This window comes from Prochlorococcus sp. G5PB11 (genome assembly GCF_059772425.1).
The window spans coordinates 1,069,201-1,094,645 of sequence record NZ_CM186287.1 but is presented as its reverse complement, the minus strand read 5'-3'; the positions used below and the strand labels follow the sequence as shown (position 1 = coordinate 1,094,645).

39 protein-coding genes and 1 tRNA gene are annotated in these 25,445 nt (G+C 38.0%); 36 read left to right on the top strand and 4 right to left on the bottom strand.

From position 1 onward, the window contains the following. The first annotated feature begins 4 nt into the window (after nt 1-4). The 27 genes from rplB to prfA all read left to right on the top strand — a co-directional run bounded on the left by rplB (nt 5) and on the right by prfA (nt 14,916). A complete protein-coding gene (gene rplB / locus AC6EI0_RS06605) occupies nt 5-868 on the top strand; it encodes a 50S ribosomal protein L2 (protein WP_498521813.1) in 864 nt (287 codons plus the stop codon). 35 nt (nt 869-903) lie between these two features. Then, a complete protein-coding gene (rpsS, locus tag AC6EI0_RS06600; RefSeq protein ID WP_498461571.1) occupies nt 904-1,179 on the top strand; it encodes a 30S ribosomal protein S19 in 276 nt (91 codons plus the stop codon). A gap of 2 nt (nt 1,180-1,181) precedes the next feature. Continuing rightward, on the top strand, nt 1,182-1,562 hold the full coding sequence (gene rplV / locus AC6EI0_RS06595; RefSeq protein ID WP_498506159.1) for a 50S ribosomal protein L22: 381 nt from the start codon (nt 1,182-1,184) through the stop codon (nt 1,560-1,562). Beyond that, nucleotides 1,562-2,296: a 30S ribosomal protein S3 gene (rpsC, locus tag AC6EI0_RS06590; protein WP_498461569.1), complete on the top strand. Its 735-nt coding sequence runs from the start codon at nt 1,562-1,564 to the stop codon at nt 2,294-2,296. The genes rplV and rpsC overlap by 1 nt, the downstream gene beginning before the upstream one ends. A 12-nt stretch (nt 2,297-2,308) precedes the next feature. After that, a complete protein-coding gene (gene rplP / locus AC6EI0_RS06585) occupies nt 2,309-2,794 on the top strand; it encodes a 50S ribosomal protein L16 (RefSeq protein ID WP_498521812.1) in 486 nt (161 codons plus the stop codon). Then, a complete protein-coding gene (gene rpmC, locus AC6EI0_RS06580; RefSeq protein ID WP_498506156.1) occupies nt 2,791-3,003 on the top strand; it encodes a 50S ribosomal protein L29 in 213 nt (70 codons plus the stop codon). Before rplP ends, rpmC begins: the two co-directional genes overlap by 4 nt. Before the next feature lie 10 nt (nt 3,004-3,013). Beyond that, nucleotides 3,014-3,280, top strand: a complete 267-nt coding sequence (gene rpsQ / locus AC6EI0_RS06575; protein WP_498521811.1) for a 30S ribosomal protein S17 — start codon at nt 3,014-3,016, stop codon at nt 3,278-3,280. After that, on the top strand, nt 3,277-3,642 hold the full coding sequence (gene rplN, locus AC6EI0_RS06570) for a 50S ribosomal protein L14 (protein WP_011295463.1): 366 nt from the start codon (nt 3,277-3,279) through the stop codon (nt 3,640-3,642). Before rpsQ ends, rplN begins: the two co-directional genes overlap by 4 nt. A gap of 47 nt (nt 3,643-3,689) precedes the next feature. After that, nucleotides 3,690-4,001, top strand: coding sequence for a 50S ribosomal protein L24 (gene rplX, locus AC6EI0_RS06565; RefSeq protein WP_269625525.1), 312 nt, complete (start codon nt 3,690-3,692; stop codon nt 3,999-4,001). A gap of 94 nt (nt 4,002-4,095) precedes the next feature. Then, nucleotides 4,096-4,635, top strand: a complete 540-nt coding sequence (gene rplE / locus AC6EI0_RS06560; protein WP_498461566.1) for a 50S ribosomal protein L5 — start codon at nt 4,096-4,098, stop codon at nt 4,633-4,635. Between the two features lie 19 nt (nt 4,636-4,654). After that, a complete protein-coding gene (gene rpsH, locus AC6EI0_RS06555; protein WP_498461565.1) occupies nt 4,655-5,056 on the top strand; it encodes a 30S ribosomal protein S8 in 402 nt (133 codons plus the stop codon). Nucleotides 5,057-5,073: 17 nt separating this feature from the next. Next, nucleotides 5,074-5,613, top strand: coding sequence for a 50S ribosomal protein L6 (gene rplF, locus AC6EI0_RS06550; protein ID WP_498461564.1), 540 nt, complete (start codon nt 5,074-5,076; stop codon nt 5,611-5,613). 33 nt (nt 5,614-5,646) lie between these two features. Then, the gene (gene rplR / locus AC6EI0_RS06545) at nt 5,647-6,015 is read left to right on the top strand and encodes a 50S ribosomal protein L18 (protein WP_498461563.1); all 369 of its coding nucleotides are present in this window, start codon (nt 5,647-5,649) and stop codon (nt 6,013-6,015) included. A 14-nt stretch (nt 6,016-6,029) separates the two neighbouring features. After that, nucleotides 6,030-6,656, top strand: a complete 627-nt coding sequence (gene rpsE, locus AC6EI0_RS06540; protein WP_498461562.1) for a 30S ribosomal protein S5 — start codon at nt 6,030-6,032, stop codon at nt 6,654-6,656. A gap of 5 nt (nt 6,657-6,661) precedes the next feature. Beyond that, complete coding sequence (gene rplO / locus AC6EI0_RS06535) at nt 6,662-7,114, top strand: 50S ribosomal protein L15 (protein ID WP_498521810.1); 453 nt, start codon at nt 6,662-6,664, stop codon at nt 7,112-7,114. Nucleotides 7,115-7,174: 60 nt separating this feature from the next. Beyond that, a complete protein-coding gene (secY, locus tag AC6EI0_RS06530) occupies nt 7,175-8,494 on the top strand; it encodes a preprotein translocase subunit SecY (protein ID WP_498521809.1) in 1,320 nt (439 codons plus the stop codon). A gap of 25 nt (nt 8,495-8,519) precedes the next feature. Further along, nucleotides 8,520-9,071, top strand: a complete 552-nt coding sequence (locus AC6EI0_RS06525) for an adenylate kinase (RefSeq protein ID WP_498521808.1) — start codon at nt 8,520-8,522, stop codon at nt 9,069-9,071. A 41-nt stretch (nt 9,072-9,112) separates the two neighbouring features. After that, nucleotides 9,113-9,229 (top strand): 50S ribosomal protein L36, encoded by a 117-nt coding sequence (rpmJ, locus tag AC6EI0_RS06520; RefSeq protein WP_011295453.1) that lies wholly within the window; start codon nt 9,113-9,115, stop codon nt 9,227-9,229. A 114-nt stretch (nt 9,230-9,343) separates the two neighbouring features. Further along, the gene (rpsM, locus tag AC6EI0_RS06515; RefSeq protein ID WP_498461558.1) at nt 9,344-9,709 is read left to right on the top strand and encodes a 30S ribosomal protein S13; all 366 of its coding nucleotides are present in this window, start codon (nt 9,344-9,346) and stop codon (nt 9,707-9,709) included. 64 nt (nt 9,710-9,773) lie between these two features. After that, nucleotides 9,774-10,166: a 30S ribosomal protein S11 gene (rpsK, locus tag AC6EI0_RS06510; RefSeq protein WP_498461557.1), complete on the top strand. Its 393-nt coding sequence runs from the start codon at nt 9,774-9,776 to the stop codon at nt 10,164-10,166. 51 nt (nt 10,167-10,217) lie between these two features. Beyond that, nucleotides 10,218-11,156: a DNA-directed RNA polymerase subunit alpha gene (locus AC6EI0_RS06505; protein WP_498521807.1), complete on the top strand. Its 939-nt coding sequence runs from the start codon at nt 10,218-10,220 to the stop codon at nt 11,154-11,156. Nucleotides 11,157-11,195: 39 nt separating this feature from the next. Beyond that, on the top strand, nt 11,196-11,546 hold the full coding sequence (gene rplQ / locus AC6EI0_RS06500; RefSeq protein ID WP_498461555.1) for a 50S ribosomal protein L17: 351 nt from the start codon (nt 11,196-11,198) through the stop codon (nt 11,544-11,546). Between the two features lie 51 nt (nt 11,547-11,597). Beyond that, nucleotides 11,598-12,419, top strand: coding sequence for a tRNA pseudouridine(38-40) synthase TruA (gene truA / locus AC6EI0_RS06495; RefSeq protein ID WP_498521806.1), 822 nt, complete (start codon nt 11,598-11,600; stop codon nt 12,417-12,419). A gap of 210 nt (nt 12,420-12,629) precedes the next feature. Then, nucleotides 12,630-13,082 carry a 50S ribosomal protein L13 gene (gene rplM, locus AC6EI0_RS06490; protein ID WP_498461553.1) on the top strand — a complete coding sequence of 151 codons (453 nt, stop codon included), beginning with the start codon at nt 12,630-12,632 and terminating at the stop codon, nt 13,080-13,082. Next, nucleotides 13,079-13,486 carry a 30S ribosomal protein S9 gene (gene rpsI / locus AC6EI0_RS06485; protein ID WP_498519910.1) on the top strand — a complete coding sequence of 136 codons (408 nt, stop codon included), beginning with the start codon at nt 13,079-13,081 and terminating at the stop codon, nt 13,484-13,486. The genes rplM and rpsI overlap by 4 nt, the downstream gene beginning before the upstream one ends. Before the next feature lie 36 nt (nt 13,487-13,522). Next, the gene (gene rpmE, locus AC6EI0_RS06480) at nt 13,523-13,783 is read left to right on the top strand and encodes a 50S ribosomal protein L31 (protein ID WP_498521805.1); all 261 of its coding nucleotides are present in this window, start codon (nt 13,523-13,525) and stop codon (nt 13,781-13,783) included. Between the two features lie 35 nt (nt 13,784-13,818). Beyond that, the gene (gene prfA / locus AC6EI0_RS06475) at nt 13,819-14,916 is read left to right on the top strand and encodes a peptide chain release factor 1 (RefSeq protein ID WP_498521804.1); all 1,098 of its coding nucleotides are present in this window, start codon (nt 13,819-13,821) and stop codon (nt 14,914-14,916) included. A 6-nt stretch (nt 14,917-14,922) separates the two neighbouring features. Here prfA and AC6EI0_RS06470 read toward each other — a convergent pair whose 3' ends face one another. Beyond that, entirely contained in the window at nt 14,923-15,429 is a 507-nt protein-coding gene (locus AC6EI0_RS06470) for an HNH endonuclease (protein WP_498521803.1), read from the bottom strand. A gap of 73 nt (nt 15,430-15,502) precedes the next feature. Here AC6EI0_RS06470 and alr point away from each other — a divergent pair, with 73 nt between their 5' ends. The 5 genes from alr (at nt 15,503) to AC6EI0_RS06445 (ending at nt 18,995) form a co-directional block, all read left to right on the top strand. Continuing rightward, the gene (gene alr, locus AC6EI0_RS06465; protein ID WP_498521802.1) at nt 15,503-16,711 is read left to right on the top strand and encodes an alanine racemase; all 1,209 of its coding nucleotides are present in this window, start codon (nt 15,503-15,505) and stop codon (nt 16,709-16,711) included. Nucleotides 16,712-16,771: 60 nt separating this feature from the next. Then, nucleotides 16,772-16,860 (top strand) — tRNA-Ser (locus AC6EI0_RS06460). A 134-nt stretch (nt 16,861-16,994) separates the two neighbouring features. Beyond that, a complete protein-coding gene (locus tag AC6EI0_RS06455) occupies nt 16,995-18,074 on the top strand; it encodes a hypothetical protein (RefSeq protein WP_498521801.1) in 1,080 nt (359 codons plus the stop codon). A gap of 92 nt (nt 18,075-18,166) precedes the next feature. Continuing rightward, the gene (locus AC6EI0_RS06450; protein ID WP_498521800.1) at nt 18,167-18,739 is read left to right on the top strand and encodes a hypothetical protein; all 573 of its coding nucleotides are present in this window, start codon (nt 18,167-18,169) and stop codon (nt 18,737-18,739) included. A gap of 121 nt (nt 18,740-18,860) precedes the next feature. Then, nucleotides 18,861-18,995 (top strand): hypothetical protein, encoded by a 135-nt coding sequence (locus tag AC6EI0_RS06445; protein ID WP_498461546.1) that lies wholly within the window; start codon nt 18,861-18,863, stop codon nt 18,993-18,995. Here AC6EI0_RS06445 and AC6EI0_RS06440 read toward each other — a convergent pair. Beyond that, nucleotides 18,988-19,881 (bottom strand): serine hydrolase, encoded by an 894-nt coding sequence (locus AC6EI0_RS06440; protein ID WP_498521799.1) that lies wholly within the window; start codon nt 19,879-19,881, stop codon nt 18,988-18,990. The genes AC6EI0_RS06445 and AC6EI0_RS06440 overlap by 8 nt on opposite strands. A 21-nt stretch (nt 19,882-19,902) precedes the next feature. On the opposite strand from AC6EI0_RS06440, the gene AC6EI0_RS06435 reads away from it, so the two are divergent. Continuing rightward, nucleotides 19,903-20,670 (top strand): C40 family peptidase, encoded by a 768-nt coding sequence (locus AC6EI0_RS06435; RefSeq protein WP_498521798.1) that lies wholly within the window; start codon nt 19,903-19,905, stop codon nt 20,668-20,670. 19 nt (nt 20,671-20,689) lie between these two features. After that, a complete protein-coding gene (locus tag AC6EI0_RS06430) occupies nt 20,690-21,652 on the top strand; it encodes a glycosyltransferase family 2 protein (RefSeq protein WP_498521797.1) in 963 nt (320 codons plus the stop codon). Here the strand turns inward: AC6EI0_RS06430 and AC6EI0_RS06425 are convergent. Continuing rightward, a complete protein-coding gene (locus AC6EI0_RS06425; protein ID WP_498521796.1) occupies nt 21,610-22,092 on the bottom strand; it encodes a HEAT repeat domain-containing protein in 483 nt (160 codons plus the stop codon). The two genes, AC6EI0_RS06430 and AC6EI0_RS06425, sit on opposite strands and share 43 nt — an antisense overlap. A gap of 132 nt (nt 22,093-22,224) precedes the next feature. Between AC6EI0_RS06425 and AC6EI0_RS06420 the strand changes: the two genes are divergently transcribed. Together AC6EI0_RS06420 and AC6EI0_RS06415 are read left to right on the top strand one after the other, a co-directional pair. Further along, a complete protein-coding gene (locus AC6EI0_RS06420) occupies nt 22,225-22,341 on the top strand; it encodes a photosystem I reaction center subunit VIII (RefSeq protein ID WP_498461541.1) in 117 nt (38 codons plus the stop codon). Between the two features lie 37 nt (nt 22,342-22,378). Continuing rightward, entirely contained in the window at nt 22,379-22,906 is a 528-nt protein-coding gene (locus tag AC6EI0_RS06415) for a photosystem I reaction center protein subunit XI (protein WP_498521795.1), read from the top strand. Between the two features lie 289 nt (nt 22,907-23,195). Here the strand turns inward: AC6EI0_RS06415 and psaB are convergent, their stop codons facing one another. Next, nucleotides 23,196-25,424 carry a photosystem I core protein PsaB gene (gene psaB, locus AC6EI0_RS06410; protein ID WP_498521794.1) on the bottom strand — a complete coding sequence of 743 codons (2,229 nt, stop codon included), beginning with the start codon at nt 25,422-25,424 and terminating at the stop codon, nt 23,196-23,198. Between the last annotated feature and the right edge of the window lie 21 nt (nt 25,425-25,445).

Below are 25,445 nucleotides of genomic sequence, written 5' to 3'. Positions count from 1 at the left end.
AAAAATGGCTATAAGAAGTTTCAAACCTTATACACCAGGTACTCGTACAAGAGTAGTAACTGACTTCAGTGAAGTTACATCTAAAAAGCCTGAGCGCTCACTTGTCGTATCTAAGCATCGAAAGAAAGGACGTAACAACCGAGGAGTAATTACTTGTCGTCACCGAGGTGGCGGGCACAAAAGGTTATATAGGATTGTTGATTTTCGTAGAAATAAGCATGGTGTTTCAGCCAAAGTTGCGGCAATACATTATGACCCTCATCGCAATGCAAGACTTGCTTTACTTTTTTACTCTGACGGAGAAAAGAGATATATTCTTGCGCCTGCAGGCATAACGATTGGTCAAGAAGTTATTTCCGGTCCAGACGTACCAATTGAAACTGGTAATGCCTTACCACTTTCCTCTATGCCTTTGGGTTCCAGCGTTCATTGTGTTGAACTTTATCCAGGTCGAGGAGGACAGATGGTTCGTACAGCTGGAGCAAGTGCTCAGGTTATGGCGAAAGAAGGAGATTATGTTGCATTGAAATTACCCTCTACCGAGGTTCGTTTGGTCAGAAAAGAATGCTACGCAACACTGGGAGAGGTGGGAAATTCTGAGATTAGAAATACAAGTCTTGGAAAAGCTGGTAGAAGAAGATGGCTCGGTAGACGACCTCAAGTTAGAGGTAGTGTAATGAATCCATGTGATCACCCACATGGAGGAGGAGAAGGCAAGGCACCAGTTGGTCGGGCTGGTCCAGTGACTCCATGGGGTAAAGCTGCTCTTGGCTTAAAAACCAGGAAGAAGAATAAGCCTAGTAATAAGTATGTTCTTCGAAAACGACGCAAGGTATCTAAACGTAGTAGAGGAGGTCGAGATTCATGATTTCTTTCTTTCTTTACAAATTCTATTAAACCGTTATGGGACGTTCACTTAAAAAAGGGCCTTTTATTTCAGACAGTTTGCTTCGTAAAATCGAGAAGCAAAACTCTAATGATGATAAAACTGTCATCAAAACATGGTCTAGAGCCTCAACAATTTTGCCAATGATGATTGGCCATACAATTGCTGTTCACAATGGGAAAAGCCACATACCTGTTTTCATAACTGAGCAAATGGTTGGACACAAGTTAGGCGAGTTTGCTCCAACTCGAACCTACAGAGGTCACATCAGAGATAAAAAGGGAGCACGCTAATTATGACTAATTCATCAACTAAAACTGCAGCCCTAGCTCATGGGCGTTACATTCGCGGATCTGCTTCAAAAGTAAGACGTGTTCTTGATCAAATAAGAGGACGAACTTACAGGGATGCATTAATTATGCTTGAATTTATGCCTTATCGATCAACTGAGCCAATAACTAAGGTATTACGATCAGCGGTTGCTAATGCAGAAAACAACCTTGGTCTTGACCCTTCTTCTTTGGTGATTACCACTGCTACCGCTGATATGGGACCACCAATGAAACGCTATAGACCTAGGGCTCAAGGCAGAGCATTTGCTATCAAAAAGCAGACATGCCACATCAGCATTGCTGTTTCGGCCAATCAATCAACCAATTCTGAGGACACTGACTGATGGGACATAAAATTCATCCAACTGGAATTAGGCTTGGGATCACTCAAGAGCATCGTTCTAAATGGTACGCACCTACTAAAACTTATCCGTTGCTTCTTCAAGAAGATGACCGCATCCGTACTTTTATAAAGAAGAAGTATGGAGCAGCAGGTATTAGTGATGTATTGATTGCTCGAAAAGCAGATCAACTTGAGCTCGAATTAAAAACTGCTCGGCCAGGAGTAATTGTTGGCAGGCAAGGCAGTGGTATTGAAGAATTAAGATCTGGTATTCAAAAAACGATCGGTGATAGAAGTAGACAAGTTCGTATAAATGTAGTTGAAGTGGAAAAAGTAGATGCAGATGCATATCTTCTAGCGGAATATATTGCGCAGCAACTAGAAAAGCGTGTTGCATTTAGACGAACAATTCGAATGGCTGTACAAAGAGCACAAAGAGCTGGTGTTTTAGGTCTAAAAATACAGGTAGGTGGAAGGCTAAATGGAGCTGAAATCGCACGTTCAGAATGGACACGAGAAGGAAGAGTGCCCCTCCACACCTTGAGAGCAGAAATCGATTATGCAACCAAAGTCGCCAGTACAACCTATGGCGTTTTGGGAATCAAAGTATGGGTTTTTAAAGGTGAAGTTCTTCCAAAAGAAGAACAGCCTTTACCTGTTGGTTCTTCTCCTAGACGCAATAGGGGGAATCGTAGACCTCAACAATTTGAGGACCGTTCCAATGAAGGTAAATAAGGAGTTTTAATCATGCTAAGTCCTAAAAGAACTAAATTTCGTAAACAACAAAGAGGCCGCATGCGCGGCGTTGCTACTAGAGGCAACAAAATCTCTTTTGGCCAGTTTGCATTGCAAGCTCAAGACTGTGGGTGGGTTACCTCAAGGCAAATCGAGGCAAGTCGGAGAGCTATGACTCGTTATGTAAAAAGGGGAGGACAAATTTGGATTCGTATTTTCCCTGATAAGCCAGTAACGATGAGGCCTGCCGAGACAAGAATGGGATCTGGTAAAGGTAATCCAGAATTTTGGGTTGCAGTTGTCAAGCCTGGTCGAATTTTGTTTGAAATGGGTGGCGAAGAAATTACAGAGAAAATTGCAAAAGAGGCAATGCGTCTTGCTCAATACAAGCTGCCAGTAAAAACAAAATTTATTTCCCTAGAAGAAGATCTCAATAAGGGAAATTATAAACCTGCTAAAACACCAGTTCAAGCAGAAGACTCGGAGTCATCATCATGAGCAAAACAACTACAAAAGATTTCAGGAATCTCTCAGATTCCGAGATATCAGAAAAGATCGAAAATCTTCGTAAAGAACTTTTTGATCTTCGTTTTAAGCAAGCCACAAGACAGCTAGCGAAAACTCACCGCTTCAAAGAGGCACGAACCGAATTAGCTCAACTTTTAACGGTTTCTAACGAGCGAAGCCGCTCCAACACATCATCTTGATTTTTTAGTTATGGCACTTAAGGAAATGGTCGGCACTGTTGTCAGTGACAAAATGCAAAAAACAGTAGTTGTGGCTGTGGAAAATAGATTTCCACATCCTATCTACCAAAAAATCATTAGTCGTACGACTAGATACAAAGCCCATGATGCAGAAAACCATTGCAAAGTAGGAGACAGAGTTCGGATTAAAGAATCTCCTCCTATGAGCGCTCAAAAACGATGGACGGTTACAGATGTTCTCGTTCAGGGTATGAAATCTAAGGAGGCTGCAAAATGATCCAGCAAGAAACATTCTTAACCGTTGCAGATAACAGTGGTGCCAAGCGTTTGCAATGTATTAGAGTCTTGGGTTCTAATCGTCGGTATGCCCACGTAGGCGATGTGATTGTTGCTTCTGTTAAAGATGCGATGCCAAATATGGGAGTCAAAAAATCAGATGTCGTTAAAGCGGTTGTTGTTCGTACTAGAGCAACAATGCGCAGAGAGACTGGAAATTCAATTCGGTTTGATGATAACGCAGCTGTTCTTATCAATGATGATCAAAACCCAAGAGGAACTAGGGTGTTTGGTCCCGTCGCACGAGAATTAAGAGAGCGCAATTTCACAAAAATTGTCTCTTTAGCTCCGGAGGTTATTTAGTCATGCCAGCAATTAACAAATCCAAAGCTCCTGCTGATCGGATCAAAATGAAGATCCGTAAAGGAGATACAGTTCAGATTATTTCTGGAAAGGACAAGGGTAAAACCGGTGAAGTCCTTAAAACACTTCCCTATGAAAATAGAGTTTTAGTCCAAGGAATTAATCAAAGAACAAAGCATGTAAAACCCTCACAGGAAGGAGAAACTGGTCGAATAGAGACCAAAGAATTTTCCTTGCATGCCTCAAATGTAATGATCTACTCAACTAAAGAGAAAGTTGCTAGTAAAGTTGAAATTTTTGTAGATAAAGATGGATCCAAGAAACGACGATTAAAGAAGACAGGAGAATTAATTGATTAATTAATTCACTTTTCCTTTGTCTGAACTAACTAAAAGCAGACTTTCTTTCCTAATTGAATTCTGACCAAGACCAGAATCAACTTTTTCCTCAGCTATGTCACTAAAAAAACGCTATCGAGAGACAATTAGACCAAAGCTTTTAAAAGATCTTGGTCTGAAAAATGTTCATCAAGTTCCTAAGGTGCAGAAAGTCACTTTAAATAGAGGCCTTGGTGAAGCCGCATCGAATTCCAAAGCTTTAGAAGCTTCTCTAGCTGAAATGGCAACAATTTCTGGGCAAAAAGCTCTTGTGACAAGAGCTAAGAAAGCAATTGCGACCTTTAAGATTAGACAAGGAATGCCCATAGGTTGCTCAGTCACACTTAGAGGTGATCGCATGTACGCATTCTTGGAAAGGTTCATTAATTTGGCACTTCCAAGAATCAGAGATTTTCGTGGTGTGAGTCCAAAAAGCTTTGATGGCCGAGGAAATTACACTATCGGAGTAAAAGAGCAACTTATTTTCCCTGAGATCACTTTTGACAAAGTCGATGCCATTAGAGGTATGGATATCACAATTGTCACCAGTGCTTCTTCTGATGAACAAGGTAAGGCTCTCCTTAGTGAAATGGGAATGCCCTTCCGTAAAAAATGAGTTTGATTAGCTAAATACTATGGCCAACCACGATCCAATTTCAGACATGCTCACTCGCATAAGAAATGCGAGTGAAAAGCGTCATGAAAAAACCAAAGTCCCTGCTTCAAGAATGTCTCTTAGTATCGCTAAGGTTCTTCAGCGTGAGGGTTTTATCGCAGAAATCAATGAAGAAGGAGAAGGCTTTAAAAAGCAGCTCATTCTTGGATTGAAATATACCGGTAAGCATCGCTCACCGATTATTCGTTCTATGCAGCGAGTAAGTAAACCAGGGTTAAGAATTTATAAAAACACTCGAGGATTACCAAAAGTTTTAGGAGGTCTTGGAGTTGCAATAATTTCTACTTCCAAGGGAGTCATGAGTGATCGTGATGCTCGTAAACAAGGGGTTGGAGGAGAAGTCCTCTGCTACGTCTGTTGATTGATTAGGTATTTATTATGTCTCGCACAGGAAAAAAACCCATCTCCCTTCCTGAAAAGGTAGATGTAAAACTCGATGGTCTTTCTATTACTGTTAAAGGTCCCAAAGGACAACTAGAGCGAACTCTTCCTGATGGAGTGAGTCTTACCAAAAATGAGAATACTATTCTTGTTAAACCAGTAAATGAAAAGAGGCAGTCCAGGGAAATGCATGGTCTTTGTAGATCTCTTGTCGCAAATATGGTTGAGGGGGTGAGTATAGGTTTTACGAAAAAACTTGAGATAGTTGGTGTTGGCTCAAGAGCTCAAGTAAAAGGAAAAACACTTGTTGTTAGTGCCGGTTACAGCCATCCTGTTGAAGTCGTACCTCCAGAAGGCATAACTTTTAAAGTTGAAAATAATACAAATGTGATCGTAACTGGACCTGATAAAGAATTAGTTGGCAATGAAGCTGCAAAAATAAGAGCAATTAGACCTCCAGAACCCTACAAAGGTAAAGGAATAAAATATGAAGGAGAAAACATAATTAGAAAAGCTGGTAAGTCTGGCAAAGCTTAATCTTGCTTATTTGTTTCTTAAATTTTTTTAGACATGTCAAAACTCTCAAGAAAACAACAGACACAAAAACGACATAAACGCTTAAGGAGAAACTTAAGCGGAACAGAATCAAGACCAAGACTTGCTGTTTTTCGTTCTAATAACCACATCTATGCTCAAATAATAGATGATGATGCTCAAAACACTATATGTGCTGCATCAACCTTGGATAAAGACTTGAAATCTTCTTTAAAAGCAAATGCTGGAAGTTGCGATGCCTCCACAGCGGTTGGAGAGCTCGTTGCAAAAAAAGCTTTATCAAAAGGCATCAAACAAGTTATCTTTGACAGAGGTGGGAACATCTACCATGGCAGGGTTAAAGCTCTAGCCGAAGCTGCCAGAGTGGCAGGCTTGAACTTTTAATTATTGCTTTAACAATGACAGACTCTAAAAACCAGTCCTCAAGTAAAAAAACATCTGGATCATCAGATTCTCCTCCTGCTGCAGATGGTAGGCAAGAAAATCGTCGTAATCGTGGCGAAAAACGTGGAGGCAGAAGAGATAGAAGAGGGCAAGAAAGAGACTCTGAATGGCAAGAACGTGTTGTTCAAATCAGAAGAGTCTCCAAAACTGTCAAAGGTGGAAAGAAAATGAGTTTTAGAGCAATAGTTGTAGTTGGTAATGAAAAAGGACAAGTTGGAGTTGGTGTTGGTAAAGCTGGAGATGTCATTGGTGCTGTTAGAAAAGGAGTCGCTGATGGGAAAAAACATCTAGTTCGTGTTCCTTTAACCCGAAATAGCTCTATTCCAACTCTCTCTAATGGCAGAGATGGTGCAGCTAGCGTGTTAATTCGTCCTGCAGCACCAGGAACAGGTGTAATTGCAGGAGGGTCAATTCGTACTGTTTTAGAGTTAGCAGGAATTAAAAACGTACTTGCTAAGAGACTAGGAAGTAAGACCCCTCTAAATAATGCTCGTGCTGCAATGGTTGCTCTAAGTGAGTTAAGAACTCATAAAGCCACAGCGAAAGAGCGTGGTATTTCTCTAGAGCAGATTTATTCTTAACAATCATGACTATTAAATTAGAATCTCTTCAATCAAATAAAGGATCTAGACGTAAAAAAATGCGTAAAGGTCGAGGTATAGCTGCTGGTCAAGGTGCAAGTTGCGGGTTTGGAATGAGGGGACAAAAATCTCGATCAGGCAGACCTACTCGTCCAGGTTTTGAGGGTGGTCAGATGCCTTTATATCGAAGAGTCCCAAAATTAAAGCATTTTCCAATAGTTAATCAGAAAAATTTTACTGTCCTCAATGTTTCTAATTTGAATGCATTGAAAGAAGGAACTGTTGTAAACCTTGATTCATTGGTGAAGGAGGGTATTTTGACAAAACCAAAAAATCCTCTAAAAATTCTTGGAAACGGAAAATTAGAAGTCAAATTGACTGTTCAAGCTGCTGCATTCACAACAACTGCTAAAAAGAAAATTGAAGAACTCGGTGGCAAATGCGAGGTGTATAATTAATTTTGTTATTCCAAAAAATTAATTTTATACATTAGTCTCTAATTAAATTATCCTTATTAAATGTTAATAAGTCGTGGTAGAAACCCAAGCGCGGGAGAAGTAATCACCCAGCTATTCAGTAATCAAGAGCTTAGGGGAAGAGTATTTACGACCCTAGGTTTATTATTGATTGTTCGATTAGGAATCTATATCCCTATGCCTGGTATAGATAGAGAAGCTTTTAAAACTTTTATTGATCAGGGGGGGCAATTGATTGGATTCCTTGATATTTTTACAGGTGGAGGAATATCAACTTTGGGGATTTTTGCACTAGGTATTCTTCCATTTATTAATGCGTCAATAATTATCCAATTGCTTACCGCATCCTTACCTCAACTGGAAGATCTGCAGAAAAATGAAGGGGAGGCAGGGAGAAGGAAGATTGCTCAAATCACTAGATATGTGGCTTTGGGATGGGGATTGGTTCAAAGCACAGTTTTTGCTTTGATTTTGAGACAGTATGCAATCGAAGGTCTTGGCGAAACTGAATTTGTTATTCAAACATCACTGGCATTAGTAACTGGATCGATGATTGTGATGTGGCTTAGTGAGATTATTACTGAAAAAGGGATAGGCCAAGGCGCTTCTTTAGTTATTTTCTTGAATATTGTTGCGACTTTGCCTAAGGCACTTAGCTCTACTATTGAGAAAGCTCAAACCGGAGATAGAGCTGATGTTCTGGGGATAATAATTCTTTTGATTGTTTTCTTAATTACTATTGTTGGTATTATTTTTGTTCAAGAGGGTGCCAGGAGAATTCCAATAGTCAGTGCAAAAAGTCAAATGGGCGGTACAGCTCTTTTGCCAAGTAGGCAAAGTTATTTGCCTCTGAAATTAAATGCTGGAGGCGTCATGCCGATAATTTTTGCATCTGCATTAATTTTCCTCCCCATAACAATCGCAAATTTTACTCAAAACCCTTTACTTATTAAGGCTGCTAGTTCGCTTAATCCAGGTTCGTCTAACCCATGGCCATATGCGATTACTTTTTTCGCGTTGATTTTAGGTTTTGCTTATTTTTATGCATCTTTAACAATTAATCCAATAGATATTGCTTCTAATTTAAAAAAGGGTGGTGTCGCAATTCCAGGCGTGAGGCCTGGAGGTTCTACATCTACTTACCTTTCAGGTGTTCAAAACCGTCTCACTTTGCTTGGTGGATTATTTCTTGGTTCTGTTGCTATTGTTCCTGCAGCAGTAGAAAGAGCAACTAATGTTCAGACTTTTCAAGGGCTTGGGGCGACTTCATTATTGATCTTGGTAGGAGTTGCAATTGATACATCTAAGCAAATTCAAACTTATGTGATTTCTCAAAGATATGAAGGATTAGTGCGCCAATAAAATCTTTAATATGATTTTTATTTAAATGAAAAAGAAATTACTATTCCTTGGCCCACCTGGTGCGGGTAAAGGTACTCAGGCAAATCTTTTTTGCAAAAAGTACGGATTAGACCATCTTTCAACGGGAGATTTGCTTAGAGATGAAGTCTCCTCTGGATCCGATTTGGGAATTCAAGCTGCTGAAGTTATGAATAAAGGAGAATTAGTAAGTGATGAATTAGTTCTCTCAATTGTTGAAGGAAGATTGATAAATATTAATGAAGGATGGTTGCTTGATGGTTTCCCTAGAAATGTCAATCAAGCTAATTCTCTCAAAAGTCTTTTGGAAAAAATTAATCAACCTTTAGAAGGAGTTGTGTTAATAAAATGTGCCGACGATTACTTAATTAAAAGGCTTTTAGAGAGAGGGAGAAAGGATGATAATGAACAAGTCATAATTAATAGACTCAAAATTTATAGAGAAAAAACTTCTCCTCTTATTAATTTGTATGCCAAGCAGGGAATTCTTGTGGAGATAGAAGGTAATGCTGACATAGATGTTGTTTTTTCATCTATCGAGAAAGCTTTAGGCGGATGATGTAGTAAAATTATAGTTTGGAAATAGGAGAGTCTCACCAAATGAAGGTTAGATCCTCAGTCAAAAAAATTAGTCCTGACGATCAGATCGTGAGGCGCAGAGGCCGGATCTATGTGATCAACAAGAAAAGGCCTCGAAACAAACAGCGTCAGGGCTGATCCCTGGCTTTCTTAAGAAGCCATAAACGATTAATTTTATTTTCGTTTTCTTCTTACAACAAAGTCATCATTAAATTATGATGATTTTCATTGTCCTCTTCGATTTATCCCTAAGTGGCACGGATCTCAGGCATCGACATACCTCGCGAAAAGCGGGTAGAAGTTGCTCTCACTTACATCTATGGTATCGGCTTAACCAGAGCTCAGACTATCCTCGAAAAATCTGGGGTTAACCCTGATATTCGTGTAAAGGATTTAGACGACAGCGATGTGCAGAAGCTTAGAGCTGTTACTGAAGAATTCACCCTTGAAGGAGATTTAAGGCGCCAGGAAGGAATGGCTCTAAAACGTCTTCAAGATATTGGATGTGTTCGAGGGAGAAGGCATAGGATGAGTCTTCCTGTACGTGGACAGCGAACCAGAACTAACGCTCGCACAAGAAGAGGAGCGAGAAAAACCGTTGCAGGAAGAAAGAAATAATTTCTTAAGACTCCTGTTACCTTCTGGTAATTTACTAAATCTTTTTTAAATCAGGCACAGCCTAATGGCTACAACCTCAAAAAAATCCGGTTCTAAGAAGTCAAAGCGCAACGTCCCTAATGGAGTTGTGCATATTCAAAGTACCTTCAATAACACCATTGTTTCAATTACTGACACCTCTGGTGAAGTAATTTCCTGGTCTTCAGCAGGAGCTAGCGGTTTTAAAGGAGCTAGAAAAGGTACCCCTTTTGCTGCTCAAACTGCGGCAGAACTTGCAGCCCGAAGGGCGGTAGAGCAAGGAATGCGTCAAATAGAAGTTCTTGTAAGAGGACCAGGTTCAGGTCGTGAAACCGCAATAAGGGCGTTGCAAGTAGCTGGTCTTGAAATTACTTTGATCAGAGATGTAACTCCTCTTCCTCATAATGGTTGTAGGAGACCTAAACGCAGACGCGTTTAAAATCTATTCACTTAAGTGAAATTTTCTTTTTTCCCCACATCGCATTAGACCGTGTTGCAATACCAGATAGACAGGATCGACCATCAAGTTGCTAATGATCGTTCCCAAACAGGCGTTTTCCTAATTGGACCTCTTGAAAGAGGTCAAGCAACAACTTTGGGAAACTCTTTACGCAGAGTTTTGATGGGTGGACTTGAAGGCAGTGCAGTTACTGCTGTCAGGATCGCAGGTGTTAATCATGAATATGCAACAATCCCTGGAGTAAGAGAGGATGTTTTGGACATCCTTCTAAACTGCAAACAAATTTCGGTCGATTGTCGTAGTCAAGAACTTGAGATAGGAAGAGTTGCTGTTACTGGACCCGCTGAAGTAAAAGCAAAGGATATTCAGTTCTCTTCTCAAGTTGAGGTTGTTGATGGTGATCGCCCAATAGCAACAGTTCATGAGGGCCACAACCTTGAATTAGAGTTGCATGTAGAAAGAGGTGTTGGATATCGACCAGTTGATAGAAGAAATGAAGAGACCAGCGCAATCGATTTACTTCAAATAGATGCGGTGTTTATGCCCATAAATAAAGTCAATTTTACCATTGATGAAACTGCAGTTGCCGAGGGTGGATCTACTAGAGAAAGATTGAAAATGGAGCTAGTTACCGATGGATCAACCTCTCCAGATGATGCATTAGCGGAAGCTGCAAATCAATTAATTGAACTTTTTCAACCTCTCGCAACCGTTTCAATGGTAGAAGAGATTCCTGAAGAGCCTGAGCCTGCAGCAGAAGCCCAAATCCCCCTTGAAGAGTTAAACTTATCGGTAAGAGCTTACAACTGCCTAAAACGTGCCCAAGTGAACTCTGTTTCAGACTTGATGGGCTTCAGTTATGAGGATTTATTGGAAATTAAGAACTTCGGTTCTAAATCTGCTGATGAAGTGATTGAAGCTCTAGAGAGAATTGGAATTTCTATTCCGCAAAGTAGAACTTCTGCATGACTTTCGGTTTTATTACTACTACATTTCAAAGCTAATCCAATGCGTCATCAACGTCGAATTCCACAACTGAGTCGTCCTGCAGATCAAAGGAAGGCGCTGTTAAGAGGATTAACTACGCAACTAATTCGTGAAGGTAGAGTTACAACCACCAAAGCAAGAGCAAAAGCTTTAAGAGATGAGACCGAGAGAATGATCACTTTAGCTAAAGATGGCAGCCTTTCTTCAAGAAGAAGAGCAATTGGTTATGTATACGACAAGCAGTTGGTTCATGCACTTTTTGAAAAGGCACAAGAGAGATATGGTGATCGTCAAGGAGGCTATACGCGAATAGTTAGAACTATCCCAAGGCGTGGTGATAATTCAGAAATGGCTATTGTTGAGCTTGTGTAGGATACAACTTTTGCAAAAATGTAAATCAATATTTTTTAGTTTTAGTTAAATTTGACTCGTAGAATCGCACTTGTTATTCAATACTATGGATCATGCTTTAGAGGCTGGCAAAATCAAAAAGATTCAATAACTGTTCAAGGAACTTTAGAAGAAAAAATTTCAGAACTTGATCCAATCAGACCAGTTAAAGCAATAGCAGCAGGCAGAACTGACTCAGGTGTTCATGCTTCTGGACAAGTTGTTCATTTTGATTGTTCTGGCCCAATTCCTATTAATAAATGGACATCAGCACTTAATGGAAGACTTCCAGCATCAATTAAAGTTATTGAAGCTGCGAGTGTTTCAAGTAGTTGGCATGCTTGCTATTCAGCCAAATATCGAAGGTATAGATATACTATTTTTAATGGTTCCTATCCAAATCTTTTTCTTCAAAATATAAGTTGGCATAAATATAGATCTAAATTGGATGTCAATTTAATGAAGCATGCTCTGAATGATTTATTGGGTTTTCATGATTTTGCAGCGTTTCAAAAAGCAGGAAGTAATAGGAGTAATTCATTAACCACCGTGCAAGATGTTTCTATTTGTCGTGATGGAGATATAGTCACTGTTGAGATCCAGGCCAGTGGCTTTTTGTATGGGATGGTAAGGCTTTTGATGGGTCAATTAGTTGCTGTGGGAGAAAAACGCCTTTCTCTAGAAAAATTTAGGTTTAGATGGAGAAATGGTTTGCGTCATGAGGTAAAAGAGTCTGCGCCAGCTCATGGATTGTGTTTGATAAGAGTTGGTTACGAGGAAAACATCTTTTCACAAGAGAAAAGTATTGATACTTTCCCTAGGTTCTCTCTCCCAATATTTGAGCTCTCAAAATAAGCAAACAAAATAAAAGATTAATAATTTAAAAATTGGGAATTTTTTTGAATCAGGAATTAAAATTTTATGCGAACAAAAAGGCCAGTTTTAAGCCATGAAAGTGTAGAATTGTTTTTCTGAAGAATCAGTTCAATTTTTTGACTTGATAACTTCCTTAAATAGTATTATCAGTCGATAATGCTCATTCAGTGTTAAAGGTGTTAAGGAAAAATGAACAAGACATCCGTTCCATCACCGGATTCAATAGATCGCCAGTGGTTTCTGGTGGACGCAGAGAATCAAACTCTTGGTCGACTAGCAACTGAAGTTGCTAGTGTTCTAAGAGGCAAGACAAAGCCAAATTTCACACCACACTTAGATACAGGTGATTTTGTTATTGTCGTAAATGCAGAAAAGATCAAAGTAACCGGCAAAAAATCAGATCAAAAGCTTTATCGCAGACATTCTGGACGTCCTGGTGGAATGAAAGTGGAAACTTTTAAAGCTCTTCAATCCAGAATTCCAGAGAGAATCGTTGAAAAGGCAATTAAAGGAATGCTTCCTCACACAAGGTTAGGTAGGCAATTATTTACCAAACTCAAAGTTTATAAAGGCTCTGATCATCCTCATTCAGCTCAACAGCCTACAATTCTAAATCTAAATTCTGAATCTGTTAAGAAATGACTACCTCCACAAATAAAGTAGTTTACTGGGGAACTGGTAGACGTAAAACATCCGTAGCCAGAGTGAGATTAACTCCTGGGAAAGGTGAAATAATTATCAATGGTCGGCCTGGTGACCATTATTTGAATTTCAATCCTGCATACTTATCTGCAGTTAAAGCTCCTTTAAGAACTTTAGGATTGAGTGATTCATATGATGTTTTAGTTAATGTATACGGTGGAGGATTGACTGGTCAGTCCGACGCTATTAAGCAAGGAGCTGCCAGAGCTTTGTGTGATTTATCTCTTGATAATCGCAAGCCTTTAAAAGTAGAGGGTCATCTTAGTCGGGACCCTAGAGCCAAAGAAAGGCGTAAATATGGTCTCAAAAAAGCTCGTAAAGCTCCTCAATTCTCAAAGAGGTAGTTTACTTTTTGCCTCAAATCTTGCACTTTTATTATTATGCCTAAATCAGATATCCATCCAACTTGGTACCCAGAAGCAAAAGTCATTTGTAATGGAGAAGTTGTCATGACAACTGGTTCAACTCAGCCTGAAATACAGGTTGATGTTTGGAGCGGAAATCATCCTTTCTTTACAGGGACTCAGAAAATTTTAGATACAGAAGGAAGAGTAGATAGATTTATGAGGAAATATGGTATGGCCTCATCTGACTCAAGTGAACAAAAAGATAAATCTCCCAAAGAAGAAGAAGAAAGTTGATAGCTGTTTTTCTAAAGAATTAGGGAATATAAAGAATGGATTCTTCAACCCTAATAAAACGATTAGAAACAGCTAAAACTAGTTTTCAAAACTTGGAGTTGCAATTAGCTGATCCAGACGTTGCATCAGACCCAAAACAATTAGAGAGAATTGCTAGGGAGAGATCACGTTTAGAGCCATTAGTTAATGATTATTTCAAACTTCAGATAATAGAAAGAGAGTATATAGAAGCTAAAGGATTAGTAAAAGAAAGTAGAGACGATAAAGAGATGGAGCTCTTGGCTAGAGAAGAACTTGAAAATCTTGAAAACTCAAAAAATGAATTAATTAAAAAGTTGACTTTGGCTCTTTTGCCCAAAGATCCAAGAGACGAAAGAAGCGTGATGCTTGAAATACGAGCTGGTGCAGGAGGAAATGAAGCTTGTTTATGGGCTGGTGATTTGGCAAGAATGTATGAGAGATATGGACAAAAAATAGGATGGAATGTCAAACCGATAAGTTCAACAGAGGCTGATATGGGTGGTTTTCGTGAAATGATCATCTCAGTAAAAGGAGATTCTGTTTATAGTCAGTTAAAATTCGAAGCAGGTGTTCATAGAGTTCAAAGAGTTCCTTCAACCGAATCTCAAGGACGAGTTCATACCTCTACTGCAACTGTTGCTGTAATGCCAGAAGCTGATCCAGTGGAAGTAAAGATAGAAGCTACTGACTTAGAAATTAGTACGGCAAGATCAGGTGGTGCTGGTGGGCAAAATGTAAATAAAGTAGAAACAGCGATTGATTTATTTCATAAACCCACAGGTATAAGAGTTTTTTGTACGCAGGAACGTTCTCAATTACAAAATAGAGAGAGAGCAATGGAGATTTTAAGAGCTAAATTATTAGAATTAGAAATAGCAGAAGCTAATGCAAAAGAAAGATCTGCTCGATTGTCTCAAGTTGGTACAGGTGATAGAAGTGAGAAAATTCGGACATACAACTACAAAGATAATCGAACCACGGATCATCGATTAGGAATAAATTTTCCTCTCGAGCAAGTTCTAGAAGGTCAATTGGAAGATGTTATTGGCGCATGTATTGCAGAAGAACAAAAGAGGCAAATGGAAGAGATGAGTAATCAATCTGAAGATTAATAGAAGCTAAGCTACCCATCCAATTACATATTTACTCCATTCTTTATGGCGACCAGAATGAATTTGTTTTGTGGTTTCAAAACTCATGTTATTTAGAGGTTTGTAAGGTTTGGTTTTTAATGGCATCTTTGCTTCGTCTGGAGTTCTATTGCCCTTCATTACGTTGCATTGAAGACACGCAGTAATCACATTCTCCCAATTGTCGGTTCCTCCTCTACTACGGGGTAAAACATGGTCAATTGAAAGTTTCTTATTTTTTTGACCACAATATTGACAACAGTTATTATCTCTTTGAAATATATTTTTCCTAGAAAGAGGTATATCTCGATATGGAACTCTAATAAATTGTCTTAATCTAATTACTGTGGGGGCTTTGACATCTTGCCTAATATTGTGTGAAGCATCTTCTTCTAGACTTTCGGCTTTGCCTTTAAGCATTAAAACAGTCGCACGACGCCATGAAGTGATGTTCAATGGCTCATAAGAAGCATTTAAAACAAGAACTTGACCCATGCAAGCAAGCTATTTAAGCGGCATGCTAGTGGTATTGGAACCTTGTTGCAGTTTCCCTTATTACATTGATTACATGCCGAGTATGTCAAAGATCAATAAAAGAGAAAGATCTTTCACTTTTGAAGGGAAAACTCAAAATGTAATGAGCCCTGATCCTCGAAGTCGTGCATGGGTAGAAGTTGACTCTAAAGGTATTGAAAATAATTCAAGAGTTTTGAAAAACTTTATTGGTAAAGATTGTTTGTTAATGGCAGTAGTAAAAGCTGATGGATATGGACATGGTGCAGAGACTGTTGCAAAAGCTGCTTTAATTGGAGGTGCTGATAGTCTCGGAGTAGCAACATTAGAGGAGGGCATTCAATTAAGAAATGCTGGCTTGAGGTGTCAAATACTGATTCTTGGAAATCTAATAAATGCAGAAGAACTTTATTCTTCTTTTTGCTGGGATCTTATTCCTACGATCAGCGGCATTCGTGAGGCAATAATTTGTAATAATATAGCAGAAAATAAGAATAAAAGATTTGCTATTCATTTAAAAGTTGACACAGGTATGACTAGACTTGGCTGTGATTGCAGTCAAGTTGAAGAATTAATTACTAAGATTGATTGTTTAGAAAATATATCCTTGGAAGGTATATACAGTCATCTAGCAATTGCTGATCAAGATCTACAAAATAGTACTCAAAAAAGTTTCACTCAGATTCAGTTAAATAGATTTGAGAAGGTTTTAAAGGATTTAGGCAAAAGAAATAAGCTTTTATGCACCCACCTTGCTAATTCTGCGGGGACACTTTCAGATAGTCGTCTTCATTTTGATATGGTTCGAGTTGGACTTAGCTTGTATGGTTACTTTCCCGTAAATGATATCGAGTCTGATTTGAATCTTACTCCAGCCTTGAAAGTTAAGGCCCGAGTTACTTTGATTAGGGATGTTGAAAAAGGGATAGGAGTGGGCTATGGACATATGTTTAAAACTAAAAGGAAGAGTAAACTTGCTGTCGTTGCTATTGGCTATGCAGATGGTGTAAGCAGGACACTCTCTGGGAAGATTTCAGCCTCAATAGATGGAGTGTTGGTTCCTCAAGTAGGTGCAATTGCAATGGATCAAATGGTTTTTGACATAACTGATAAACCAGATATTAAAACTGGTCAGGTTTTAACCCTTCTTGGAACTGATGGTGAGGTTTGCATATCTCCTCAAAATTGGTGCGATTTGTCAGGATCAATTCCATGGGAAGTTCTTTGCAGTTTCAGAAATAGACTTCCTAGAGTGGTCATATAAAATTTGTAGAGGATCACAATACAATTTTTTTGAGCTTTGACTTGATAAGGTATTGGGAATGGAGAGGTGGCTGAGTGGTTGAAAGCGGCTCCCTGCTAAGGAGTTACAGGAGGTAACTTCTGTCGAGGGTTCGAATCCCTCCCTCTCCGTTCTTATTTTTGGCCAAAGGTTTCTAGAGAGATCAAAGAATAGTAAACCTATTGCATTACTTCATTGCAACTAGCCAATATTTTTAAAATCATTGTGATCTGGATGCTTGAATAGGCAAAATTTTGGATTTAAAGTGCAAGCGAAAACAGCTCAAGCAGAGAAGAAAGCAGCGGCAGAAAAGAAAGCCCTAGCAGAGAAGAAGGCTGCTGCAGAGAAGAAAGCAGCGGCAGAAAAGAAAGCCCTAGCAGAGAAGAAGGCTGCTGCAGAGAAGAAAGCAGCGGCAGAAAAGAAAGCCCTAGCAGATAAGAAAGCTGCTGCAGAAAAGAAAGCCCTAGCAGAAAAGAAAGCCCTAGCAGATAAGAAAGCTGCTGCAGAGAAGAAAGCTGCTGCAGAAAAGAAAGCCCTAGCAGAAAAGAAAGCCCTAGCAGATAAGAAAGCTGCTGCAGAAAAGAAAGCAGCGGCAGATAAGAAAGCAGCGGCAGAAAAGAAAGCCCTAGCAGATAAGAAAGCTGCTGCGGAAAAGAAAGCAGCGGCAGAAAAGAAAGCAGCGGCAGAAAAGAAAGCCCTAGCAGATAAGAAAGCTGCTGCAGATAAGAAAGCTGCTGCAGAGAAGAAAGCAGCTGCAGAAAAGAAAGCCCTAGCAGAAAAGAAAGCAGCGGCAGATAAGAAAGCTGCTGCAGAAAAGAAAGCAGCGGCAGATAAGAAAGCAGCGGCAGAAAAGAAAGCCCTAGCAGATAAGAAAGCTGCTGCGGAAAAGAAAGCAGCGGCAGAAAAGAAAGCAGCGGCAGAAAAGAAAGCCCTAGCAGATAAGAAAGCTGCTGCGGAAAAGAAAGCAGCGGCAGAAAAGAAAGCCCTAGCAGATAAGAAAGCTGCTGCAGAAAAGAAAGCAGCGGCAGAAAAGAAAGCCCTAGCAGAAAAGAAAGCCCTAGCAGATAAGAAAGCTGCTGCGGAAAAGAAAGCAGCGGCAGAAAAGAAAGCAGCGGCAGAAAAGAAAGCTGCTGCAGATAAGAAAGCTGTTGCAGATAAGAAGGCTGCTGCAGATAAGAAAGCTATTTCAGTAATCCAACTTGATCCTCAGAAAAAGCGTGACTCCAGGACTGAACTGTTAACAGTTTCAGTCTCTTTAGATACAGGTAAAATTGTTGGAATAGTTGCTGTAGGTATATTGGCTTCTGCTTTTCTTGTCTCTGCAATGGTATTTATTTCTGGCTAATTCAATTTTCAAAAATCTTATCCAAATTAAGTTTTTGATCAAGAGTTTCTGCTATGTTTGCGTTTTTAACTTTTCCCAAAAGAAATTAAACTGTGTTTAAAGATCGATTACAAGAAATTCTTGAATTCACTAAAAGTGAATCTCCTTATAGCAAAGCAAATAAAGGCTGGATTAATCAAGATATATTTTTAGAATTTGGTAAATCTTCTAGCGCCTTATCTAAACAAAAAGAAGCAGCAAAAATAACATTATTATGGCCCCCTATTCAAAGATTAATATCTAATTTATTAATTATAGTAATTTTATCTTCACTAGTTCTTCTGACTACTATAAAGGGGGCTAAGCTTAACTTTAATCTAGGATCAATTTCTGTCGCTTTAACAGATAAACTTGTTCAAATAGACACCAAAAAAACAAATATAATCTCTGAGGACAATCAAATTATTGATATTAATTTCAATTCTGAAAGTGAAGAAGATTTTCCAAAAGAAGAAATAAATATATTAACTGAAGATTTATCAGATAAAGCAGATTCATTAAAATCAGAAGATAATATCGCTAAAGATCAAATATCTGAATTAGAGGAAGAACAATTGGATGAAATAGAAATTAAAAATGACGTCTCCATTTCAATTACAAAGAAATCTAAATCTAACTTTTTTTGAGTTTATTTGAAAAAATAAGAAATAAATAAGTTTTTTATAAATTTTCTTCTCTCTTCTACCTTTTTAGTTCAATGGGATGTTTAGATGATTTAATAAAAAATATTTTTTAGGAGTTTTTAAGGTGACAGACGCTAAGGGTAATCAACTCGCAACAATATCTGTTTATTTGAATACCCCAATAATTGCTGTTCTTTTAGGGGTGGGATTCATTGTGGGTTCTATTTTATTTGCAGGTATCTTACTAATTGCTAGATAGCTAATTTATTTAACTCACTTCCCAAAGCAGGAAGTAGAAATCTATCTTTCACTAATTTTTCTCCAATAGTAAAAACAGCAACAAGCATAGGTTTTTTATTGGGTGCTTGCCACCATGCGACATCGTGGCGAACCTCACTCATTAGACCTGCCTTGCTCCATAGTTTTGAAGCATAAGGAAGACCTTCGCCTAAAAAACCATCTACTTGATTATTTAAATCTTTCTTGCGAATAACTGGATCGAGTGATCGAAGGAAATTTTTTATAAATTTTTCACTTCCTTCTTTTGGAAGTATCTCTTTGGTCATTAATGATTCAAACATTCTGGCACTTCCGTCTGTTGTCATACTGTTTCGATTCTCATTATTTTCTCCATAAAAGTCTTTTTCTCTTCCAAAAGGACCTTCATTCCAAGTTTTTTGACTACAGTTCCAATTTTGTATTTCAGGCCATCTAAGATCCTTGAGCCAGGTGTTGATTAATTGTCTTTGGACTTTCCATCCTTGATAGTTGGATTCATTAAGAGATGGACCACTTGTTGTACCTGTTAAAAGATCTAAAATATAACTTGTGGCGTCATTATTAGAGTTTGCGATCATTTCATGTAATGCTCTTCTAAGTTCTTCTGAGTCAACAATTAAATCTTGTTGAAGCCATACCTGAGTCGCTAATGCATAAACTATCTTTACAACGCTTGCAGGATAAAAATTTCTGTTTGAATTCCACCCTGTTCCATATCCACCAGATGTAGATGGACTTTGCTTGTCATAGCGGATGCATGTTATTGCAATGTTTTCTTGAAGGTTTGGACGACCTTCTTTTTCAAATCTATCGAGGAGACCTTTCAGGCAATATGCCATCTCAGGGTCTTGTCGGTAGAACGCCATAGGGCTCGAGAAGAATTCAATATGACCTTAGAGGTTTTGCTAACTAAAGATTCATTTGTTTTGGGAAGTTTATGGAAACTCAGAGTAAATATTGATGGATTTAAAAGTCCAAATAGTGATGAATTAGTTACTCAAGCAAGTATTGGTAGGAGTTTTCAATTGATTGATTGGGTTAAATATAATTATAAGAATAAAGAAATTATCGATAGAGTTAAAGTTCGTCTTTTGGAAGATGACTATATTTGTTGGTTTAGATTTTCTGAATTAATTCTTCAAGCTTCAAAAATAGAATCCTGGGAATTTAAATTTTTCACTGAAGAGAAAATTATTTCTAAGATACCAAGGATTTTGTCTTGGACTAAGGCTGCTAAAAAAAATAATAATGAGTATTTGTGGGGTGGAACTATAGGTCCAAATTTTGATTGTTCTGGTTTGGTTCAATCTGCTTTTGCAAGTTCAGGTATTTGGATACCAAGAGATGCTTATCAGCAGGAAAAATTTTGTAAAAATGTAGGATTTGATATTGAAACTTTAGGCGAAAAATTAATACCTGGTGATTTGCTTTTCTTTGGGTCTTCTGAAAAATGTACACATGTCGGATTACATATTGAGAATGGTTTTTATATTCACAGTTCTGGGGTAACTGATGGGCATAATGGAATAGAGATTGACGGTTTATTTCAACCCAACCTTGGAAAAATTGCTTCTTTTTATAGATCTAAATTTAGATCTGCTGGAAGAGTGATGTCTTGTTATCAGAGTGAAAAAACTCTAAAGAAGATTAATTGACCATTATGAGGAGTTTTGAATGAATTCTAATGTCACCTTATCAATAGTTGTTCCTATCTATAACGAAGAAGAAAGTCTTCCTTTTTTGGTTAATCAGTTATTAGAAGTTTTAGAGCCTATGGAAGAAACTTTTGAATTAGTTTTAGTAAATGATGGTTCCTCAGACGACAGCGCAGAGGTAATTAGAAAACTAAGCTTTGAGATACCAGAATTAGTTGGAGTTCTTCTACGTAAAAACTATGGACAGACCGCAGCTATGGCAGCAGGATTTGATATTTCTTCTGGTGAGATAGTCGTCACACTTGATGGTGATTTGCAAAATGACCCTAAAGATATTCCTTTATTAGTTAATAAGATTAGGGATGGATATGATCTTGTAAGTGGATGGAGATATCTAAGGCAAGATGCCGCTATAAGTAGAAAGCTTCCATCAAAAATTGCTAACCGGTTAATCGGGAAAGTTACTGGTGTTAGACTTAATGATTATGGATGTTCTTTAAAGGCTTATAGGAAAGAAGTACTGACAGATATGAGATTGTATGGAGAATTGCATAGGTTTTTGCCTGTTCTCGCAAATATTGAAGGAGCTAGGATTACGGAAGTCAAAGTAAATCATAGAGCTCGTCAATATGGATCTAGTAAGTATGGAATAGATAGAACTTTTAGAGTTTTAATGGACTTGTTGACTGTTTGGTTTATGAATAGATTTTTAACTAGACCTATGTATGTTTTTGGTTTTGGTGGAATTCTTGCAATTGTTGGGAGCTTCATAACAAGTTTTTACTTATTAACCATCAAACTTTTAGGAGAAGATATAGGGAATAGACCTTTACTTATTTTTGCTTTGCTTCTTGCAGTAACTGGAGTTCAACTTTTTGGGTTTGGATTGCTTGGAGAACTTCAGATCCGCACTTATCATGAAAGTCAAAATAGACCAATTTATCGCATTCGAGAGACATTTCGAGGAGGACGAGAATCTTGAGAATTTTTATCTATATCAATAGTTTTTCCTTTATAAGATGAAATGCCAGCAGCAGATGCAATAACAACGCTACTGTCAGAATCTTTTAAGCCTCTTCTTAAAAATGGCAATGCTTTCTTGTTATCCCACTGACTAGCAATTTGAATGGCTAATAGTCGATCACTTGGGTTGCTAGAGATTAACTTAGTTAATTGTTTTTTTGTTTCTATTGAATTAAGTGAAGTTGGCTGTGAAAAAGGCTTCGTATTTTTGTTATTCATTATTTTTGATTTTTGATTTTGTAAACTCTTATCGATGATCAACTCGGATGATGCTAACTCAGCCTTTGAAAAGGAATCCTTTTGAGATTTGAAAAAAGCTGATGCTTTGGATTGTTTTTTTGAACTCCAAAGGATTAAAGCAATAATTAGAGCTAAACCACCTGCAAAAACTTGATTCATTATGAAAAATTTTTAAGTATTAATTCTATTTTAATAAGATAAACGGATTAAACTTTTATGTCATCAATGGTATTTACTTCACTTAAGAAGAAAAGAATTCAGTAGAATGAAATTGATTTATTTAAACAAGTAATGACTAGCGAACTTGCTACGAATTTGCTTCCAAGTATTCTTGTTCCTCTTGTAGGAATTATGATTCCTGCAGTATCGATAGTGATGCTTGGACGATATATAACTGCAACTGAATAATTTTTAAATTTTATTTTGTCAACGTTAGCTTATTCCTATGACTGAATCTAAAGAAACACTGATGCAGAAATGGGCTGTGAAAACAGTTCAAGATCCAACGGTTGGTAATCTTCAAACCCCTGTTAATAGTGGTTGGTTTACAAGGATGGTTATTAATAATTTGCCAGTATATAGAGAGGGCTTGTCTCCAAATTTTAGAGGCCTTGAAACAGGAGCAATTTTTGGCTATTTACTTTTTGGCCCTTTTTCTATGACTGGCCCTCTTCGAAATACTGATTTTGCTTTGACAGCAGGATTGCTCGGAGGAGTTGGAGCTATTCAAATATTAACAGCACTTTTCATCCTTTATAATGCACCTGGTAAGTCTCCTAATGTTCAACCACCGGATGCAACTGTTATAAATCCTCCTGCTGACCTATTTACAAGATCAGGATGGACAGATTTTACAAATGGTTTTTGGTTAGGAGGTACTGGAGGTGTTGTTTTTGCTTGGCTGCTTATTGGTACTTTACATTTAGATACTGTCCTTCCTCTGATCAAAGAATATCATTTATTAGGAGCTTAAAATATTAGGAGCCTAAAATTTTTTCCTAAAAGAAGTTTTAATAAAAAGCCCCTATTTTAATAGGGGCTTTTTATTCTTATCATTAAATTAACTTAAATAATAGGAATAAAAAATCCAAGCTATCATTGTTTCTTTTAAATTTAGCTTATTTTTATCTGTCTTTTTACGATTAAATTGATACCTTTTGTTTTTTAATAACTAGCTAAAGTTAACTTAGTAATATGATTTCTCAAAAAAAAGAACACTACCTAATAGATAGTGTTCTTTTTTTTTGAAGTTGTATAAAGTGTTAGCCAAACTTACCTGAAGTTGAGGCTATAACAAAAGCACCGAAGGTTACAAAGTTTCCAAAAGTGAAATGAGATAGACCAACCAAACGGGCTTGAACAATTGACAATGCAACTGGCTTGTCTCTCCAACCGACAAGGTTAGCTATTGGTGTTCTTTGATGAGCCCAAACTAGAGTTTCAATAAGTTCTTGCCAATAACCTCTCCAAGATATAAGGAACATAAATCCAGTAGCCCATATTAGATGACCAAATAAGAACATCCAAGCCCATGGTGATAAAGCATTGACTCCAAAGGGGTTATAACCATTGATTAACTGAGAGCTATTAAGCCACAGATAATCTCTAAACCAGCCCATTAAATAGGTGCCGGATTCATTGAATTGAGCCGTATTGCCCATCCAAATTGCCAAATGCTTCCAATGCCAATAAAAAGTTATCCAAGCAATTGTATTTAAAGCCCAGAACATTGCTAAATAAGTAGCGTCCCAAGAAGAGCTATCACATGTACCTCCACGACCAGGTCCATCACAAGGGAACGCAAATCCCAAATCTTTTTTGTCTGGAATTAATTTAGTTCCTCTTGCATCAAGGGCACCTTTTATAAGAATCAAAGCAGTTGTATGAAGTCCTAGTGCAATAGCATGATGAACCAGGAAATCTGCGGGTCCTATAGGTAGGAAATTCGTTAGCGCATCAGGTCTATTAATCATATCAAGCCAGTAATGGTTTCCTGGCATGGAGCTTGCTGCTATTGAGGCTGAGCTTGCGGAATTAGCTAATAAAGCATTAAAGCCATACATCATTTTTCCACTTGCAGCTTGAGCGAACTGAGCGAAAACTGGTTCAATTAGAATTTGCTTTTCAGGAGTTCCAAAGGCTACAACTACATCATTATGAACGTAAATTCCAAGAGTATGAAAGCCAAGAAGCATAGTTACCCAACTTAAGTGACTAATTAATGCTTCCTTAGTGCTAAGGATTCTTGCTAAAACATTATCTTTGTTTAGTACTGGATCGTAATCTCTAACAAAGAAAATTGCTCCATGAGAGAAAGCACCAACCATCAAAAACATCGCTATGTATTGATGATGGGTATATAGGGCTGATTGAGTAGTGTAATCCCTTGCGATAAATGCATATGAAGGTAGTGCACCCATATGCTGAGCAACTAGGCTGCAAGCCACCCCTAGAGATGCAAGAGCAAGACCAAGTTGAAAATGAAGTGAGTTATTAACTGTCTCGAAAAGACCGTTATGCTTTATCCCGAAATAACCTTTATGTGGATCTTTTGGATGACTTGTATTGTGTGCTTCAACAATTTCTTTAAGACTATGACCTATTCCAAAATTAGTTCTATACATATGACCAGCAATTATAAATACAACACCTATGGCTAAATGATGGTGAGCTATATCAGTTAGCCATAGTGATTCACTTTGAGGATGAAGACCTCCTAAGAATGTAAATATTGCTGTTCCAGCTCCTTCTGAGGTTCCAAAAACTGCATTAAGAGAATCAGGATTTTGAGCATAAGCTCCCCAATTTCCTGAAAAGAATGGAGTTAACCCTTCTGGGTGAGGCATAACAGTTAGCCAATTATCCCAGCCAACATGTATCCCCCTTGATTCAGGTATTGCAACATGAATTAAATGACCAGTCCAAGCAATGCTACTGAATCCAAAAAGAACAGATAAATGATGGTTTAATTGAGATTCTGCATTCTTGAACCATGCTAAAGATGGCCTGTACTTTGGTTGTAGATGTAACCATCCTGCAAATAGCAACCAGCAAACAAGAATGTTTATAAATATTGCACCTTGAAAAAGTTGTTCATTAGTTCTCATACCAATTGTGTACCACCAATGATATAAGCCCGAATAAGCAATATTTACAGGAGATGTTGCTCCTGCTTGTGTTAATGCCTCAGTAAGACCTGGACCAAAATGTGGATCCCAAATTGCATGAGCAATTGGCCGAGAATGAAGTGGATCTAGAACCCATTGTTCAAAGTTGCCTTGCCAAGCTATGTGAAAAAGGTTTCCAGCAACCCAAAGACCAATTACTGCTAGATGTCCAAAATGTGTAGAGAAAAGCTTTTGATATAACTGCTCTTCAGTCATACCATCATGACTTTCAAAATCATGAGCAGTAGCTATTCCGTACCAGATTCTTCTGGTTGTTGGGTCTTGAGCAAGACCCTGATTGAAAGATGGAAATTTAGTTGCCATTTTTTAAGAAATCAGAAAGGG

Bases quoted from the DNA above. Each gene is read 5' to 3' on its own strand.
- rplQ (WP_498461555.1), top strand. From the start codon at position 11,196: ATGCGTCATCAACGTCGAATTCCACAACTGAGTCGTCCTGCAGATCAA.
- rplO (WP_498521810.1), top strand. From the start codon at position 6,662: ATGACTATTAAATTAGAATCTCTTCAATCAAATAAAGGATCTAGACGT.
- rplE (WP_498461566.1), top strand. From the start codon at position 4,096: ATGTCACTAAAAAAACGCTATCGAGAGACAATTAGACCAAAGCTTTTA.
- rpsI (WP_498519910.1), top strand. From the start codon at position 13,079: ATGACTACCTCCACAAATAAAGTAGTTTACTGGGGAACTGGTAGACGT.
- rpsC (WP_498461569.1), top strand. From the start codon at position 1,562: ATGGGACATAAAATTCATCCAACTGGAATTAGGCTTGGGATCACTCAA.
- AC6EI0_RS06430 (WP_498521797.1), top strand. From the start codon at position 20,690: ATGAATTCTAATGTCACCTTATCAATAGTTGTTCCTATCTATAACGAA.
- rplR (WP_498461563.1), top strand. From the start codon at position 5,647: ATGTCAAAACTCTCAAGAAAACAACAGACACAAAAACGACATAAACGC.
- rpsE (WP_498461562.1), top strand. From the start codon at position 6,030: ATGACAGACTCTAAAAACCAGTCCTCAAGTAAAAAAACATCTGGATCA.
- alr (WP_498521802.1), top strand. From the start codon at position 15,503: ATGCCGAGTATGTCAAAGATCAATAAAAGAGAAAGATCTTTCACTTTT.
- secY (WP_498521809.1), top strand. From the start codon at position 7,175: ATGTTAATAAGTCGTGGTAGAAACCCAAGCGCGGGAGAAGTAATCACC.
- rplX (WP_269625525.1), top strand. From the start codon at position 3,690: ATGAAGATCCGTAAAGGAGATACAGTTCAGATTATTTCTGGAAAGGAC.
- rpsK (WP_498461557.1), top strand. From the start codon at position 9,774: ATGGCTACAACCTCAAAAAAATCCGGTTCTAAGAAGTCAAAGCGCAAC.
- rpmC (WP_498506156.1), top strand. From the start codon at position 2,791: ATGAGCAAAACAACTACAAAAGATTTCAGGAATCTCTCAGATTCCGAG.
- AC6EI0_RS06435 (WP_498521798.1), top strand. From the start codon at position 19,903: ATGACCTTAGAGGTTTTGCTAACTAAAGATTCATTTGTTTTGGGAAGT.
- AC6EI0_RS06420 (WP_498461541.1), top strand. From the start codon at position 22,225: ATGACTAGCGAACTTGCTACGAATTTGCTTCCAAGTATTCTTGTTCCT.
- psaB (WP_498521794.1), bottom strand. From the start codon at position 25,424: ATGGCAACTAAATTTCCATCTTTCAATCAGGGTCTTGCTCAAGACCCA.
- rpsQ (WP_498521811.1), top strand. From the start codon at position 3,014: ATGGCACTTAAGGAAATGGTCGGCACTGTTGTCAGTGACAAAATGCAA.
- AC6EI0_RS06470 (WP_498521803.1), bottom strand. From the start codon at position 15,429: ATGGGTCAAGTTCTTGTTTTAAATGCTTCTTATGAGCCATTGAACATC.
- rplV (WP_498506159.1), top strand. From the start codon at position 1,182: ATGACTAATTCATCAACTAAAACTGCAGCCCTAGCTCATGGGCGTTAC.
- AC6EI0_RS06425 (WP_498521796.1), bottom strand. From the start codon at position 22,092: ATGAATCAAGTTTTTGCAGGTGGTTTAGCTCTAATTATTGCTTTAATC.
- prfA (WP_498521804.1), top strand. From the start codon at position 13,819: ATGGATTCTTCAACCCTAATAAAACGATTAGAAACAGCTAAAACTAGT.
- rpsS (WP_498461571.1), top strand. From the start codon at position 904: ATGGGACGTTCACTTAAAAAAGGGCCTTTTATTTCAGACAGTTTGCTT.
- AC6EI0_RS06415 (WP_498521795.1), top strand. From the start codon at position 22,379: ATGACTGAATCTAAAGAAACACTGATGCAGAAATGGGCTGTGAAAACA.
- AC6EI0_RS06525 (WP_498521808.1), top strand. From the start codon at position 8,520: ATGAAAAAGAAATTACTATTCCTTGGCCCACCTGGTGCGGGTAAAGGT.
- rpmE (WP_498521805.1), top strand. From the start codon at position 13,523: ATGCCTAAATCAGATATCCATCCAACTTGGTACCCAGAAGCAAAAGTC.
- rplF (WP_498461564.1), top strand. From the start codon at position 5,074: ATGTCTCGCACAGGAAAAAAACCCATCTCCCTTCCTGAAAAGGTAGAT.
- rpmJ (WP_011295453.1), top strand. From the start codon at position 9,113: ATGAAGGTTAGATCCTCAGTCAAAAAAATTAGTCCTGACGATCAGATC.
- AC6EI0_RS06440 (WP_498521799.1), bottom strand. From the start codon at position 19,881: ATGGCGTTCTACCGACAAGACCCTGAGATGGCATATTGCCTGAAAGGT.
- rplP (WP_498521812.1), top strand. From the start codon at position 2,309: ATGCTAAGTCCTAAAAGAACTAAATTTCGTAAACAACAAAGAGGCCGC.
- rplB (WP_498521813.1), top strand. From the start codon at position 5: ATGGCTATAAGAAGTTTCAAACCTTATACACCAGGTACTCGTACAAGA.
- rplN (WP_011295463.1), top strand. From the start codon at position 3,277: ATGATCCAGCAAGAAACATTCTTAACCGTTGCAGATAACAGTGGTGCC.
- rpsH (WP_498461565.1), top strand. From the start codon at position 4,655: ATGGCCAACCACGATCCAATTTCAGACATGCTCACTCGCATAAGAAAT.
- rplM (WP_498461553.1), top strand. From the start codon at position 12,630: ATGAACAAGACATCCGTTCCATCACCGGATTCAATAGATCGCCAGTGG.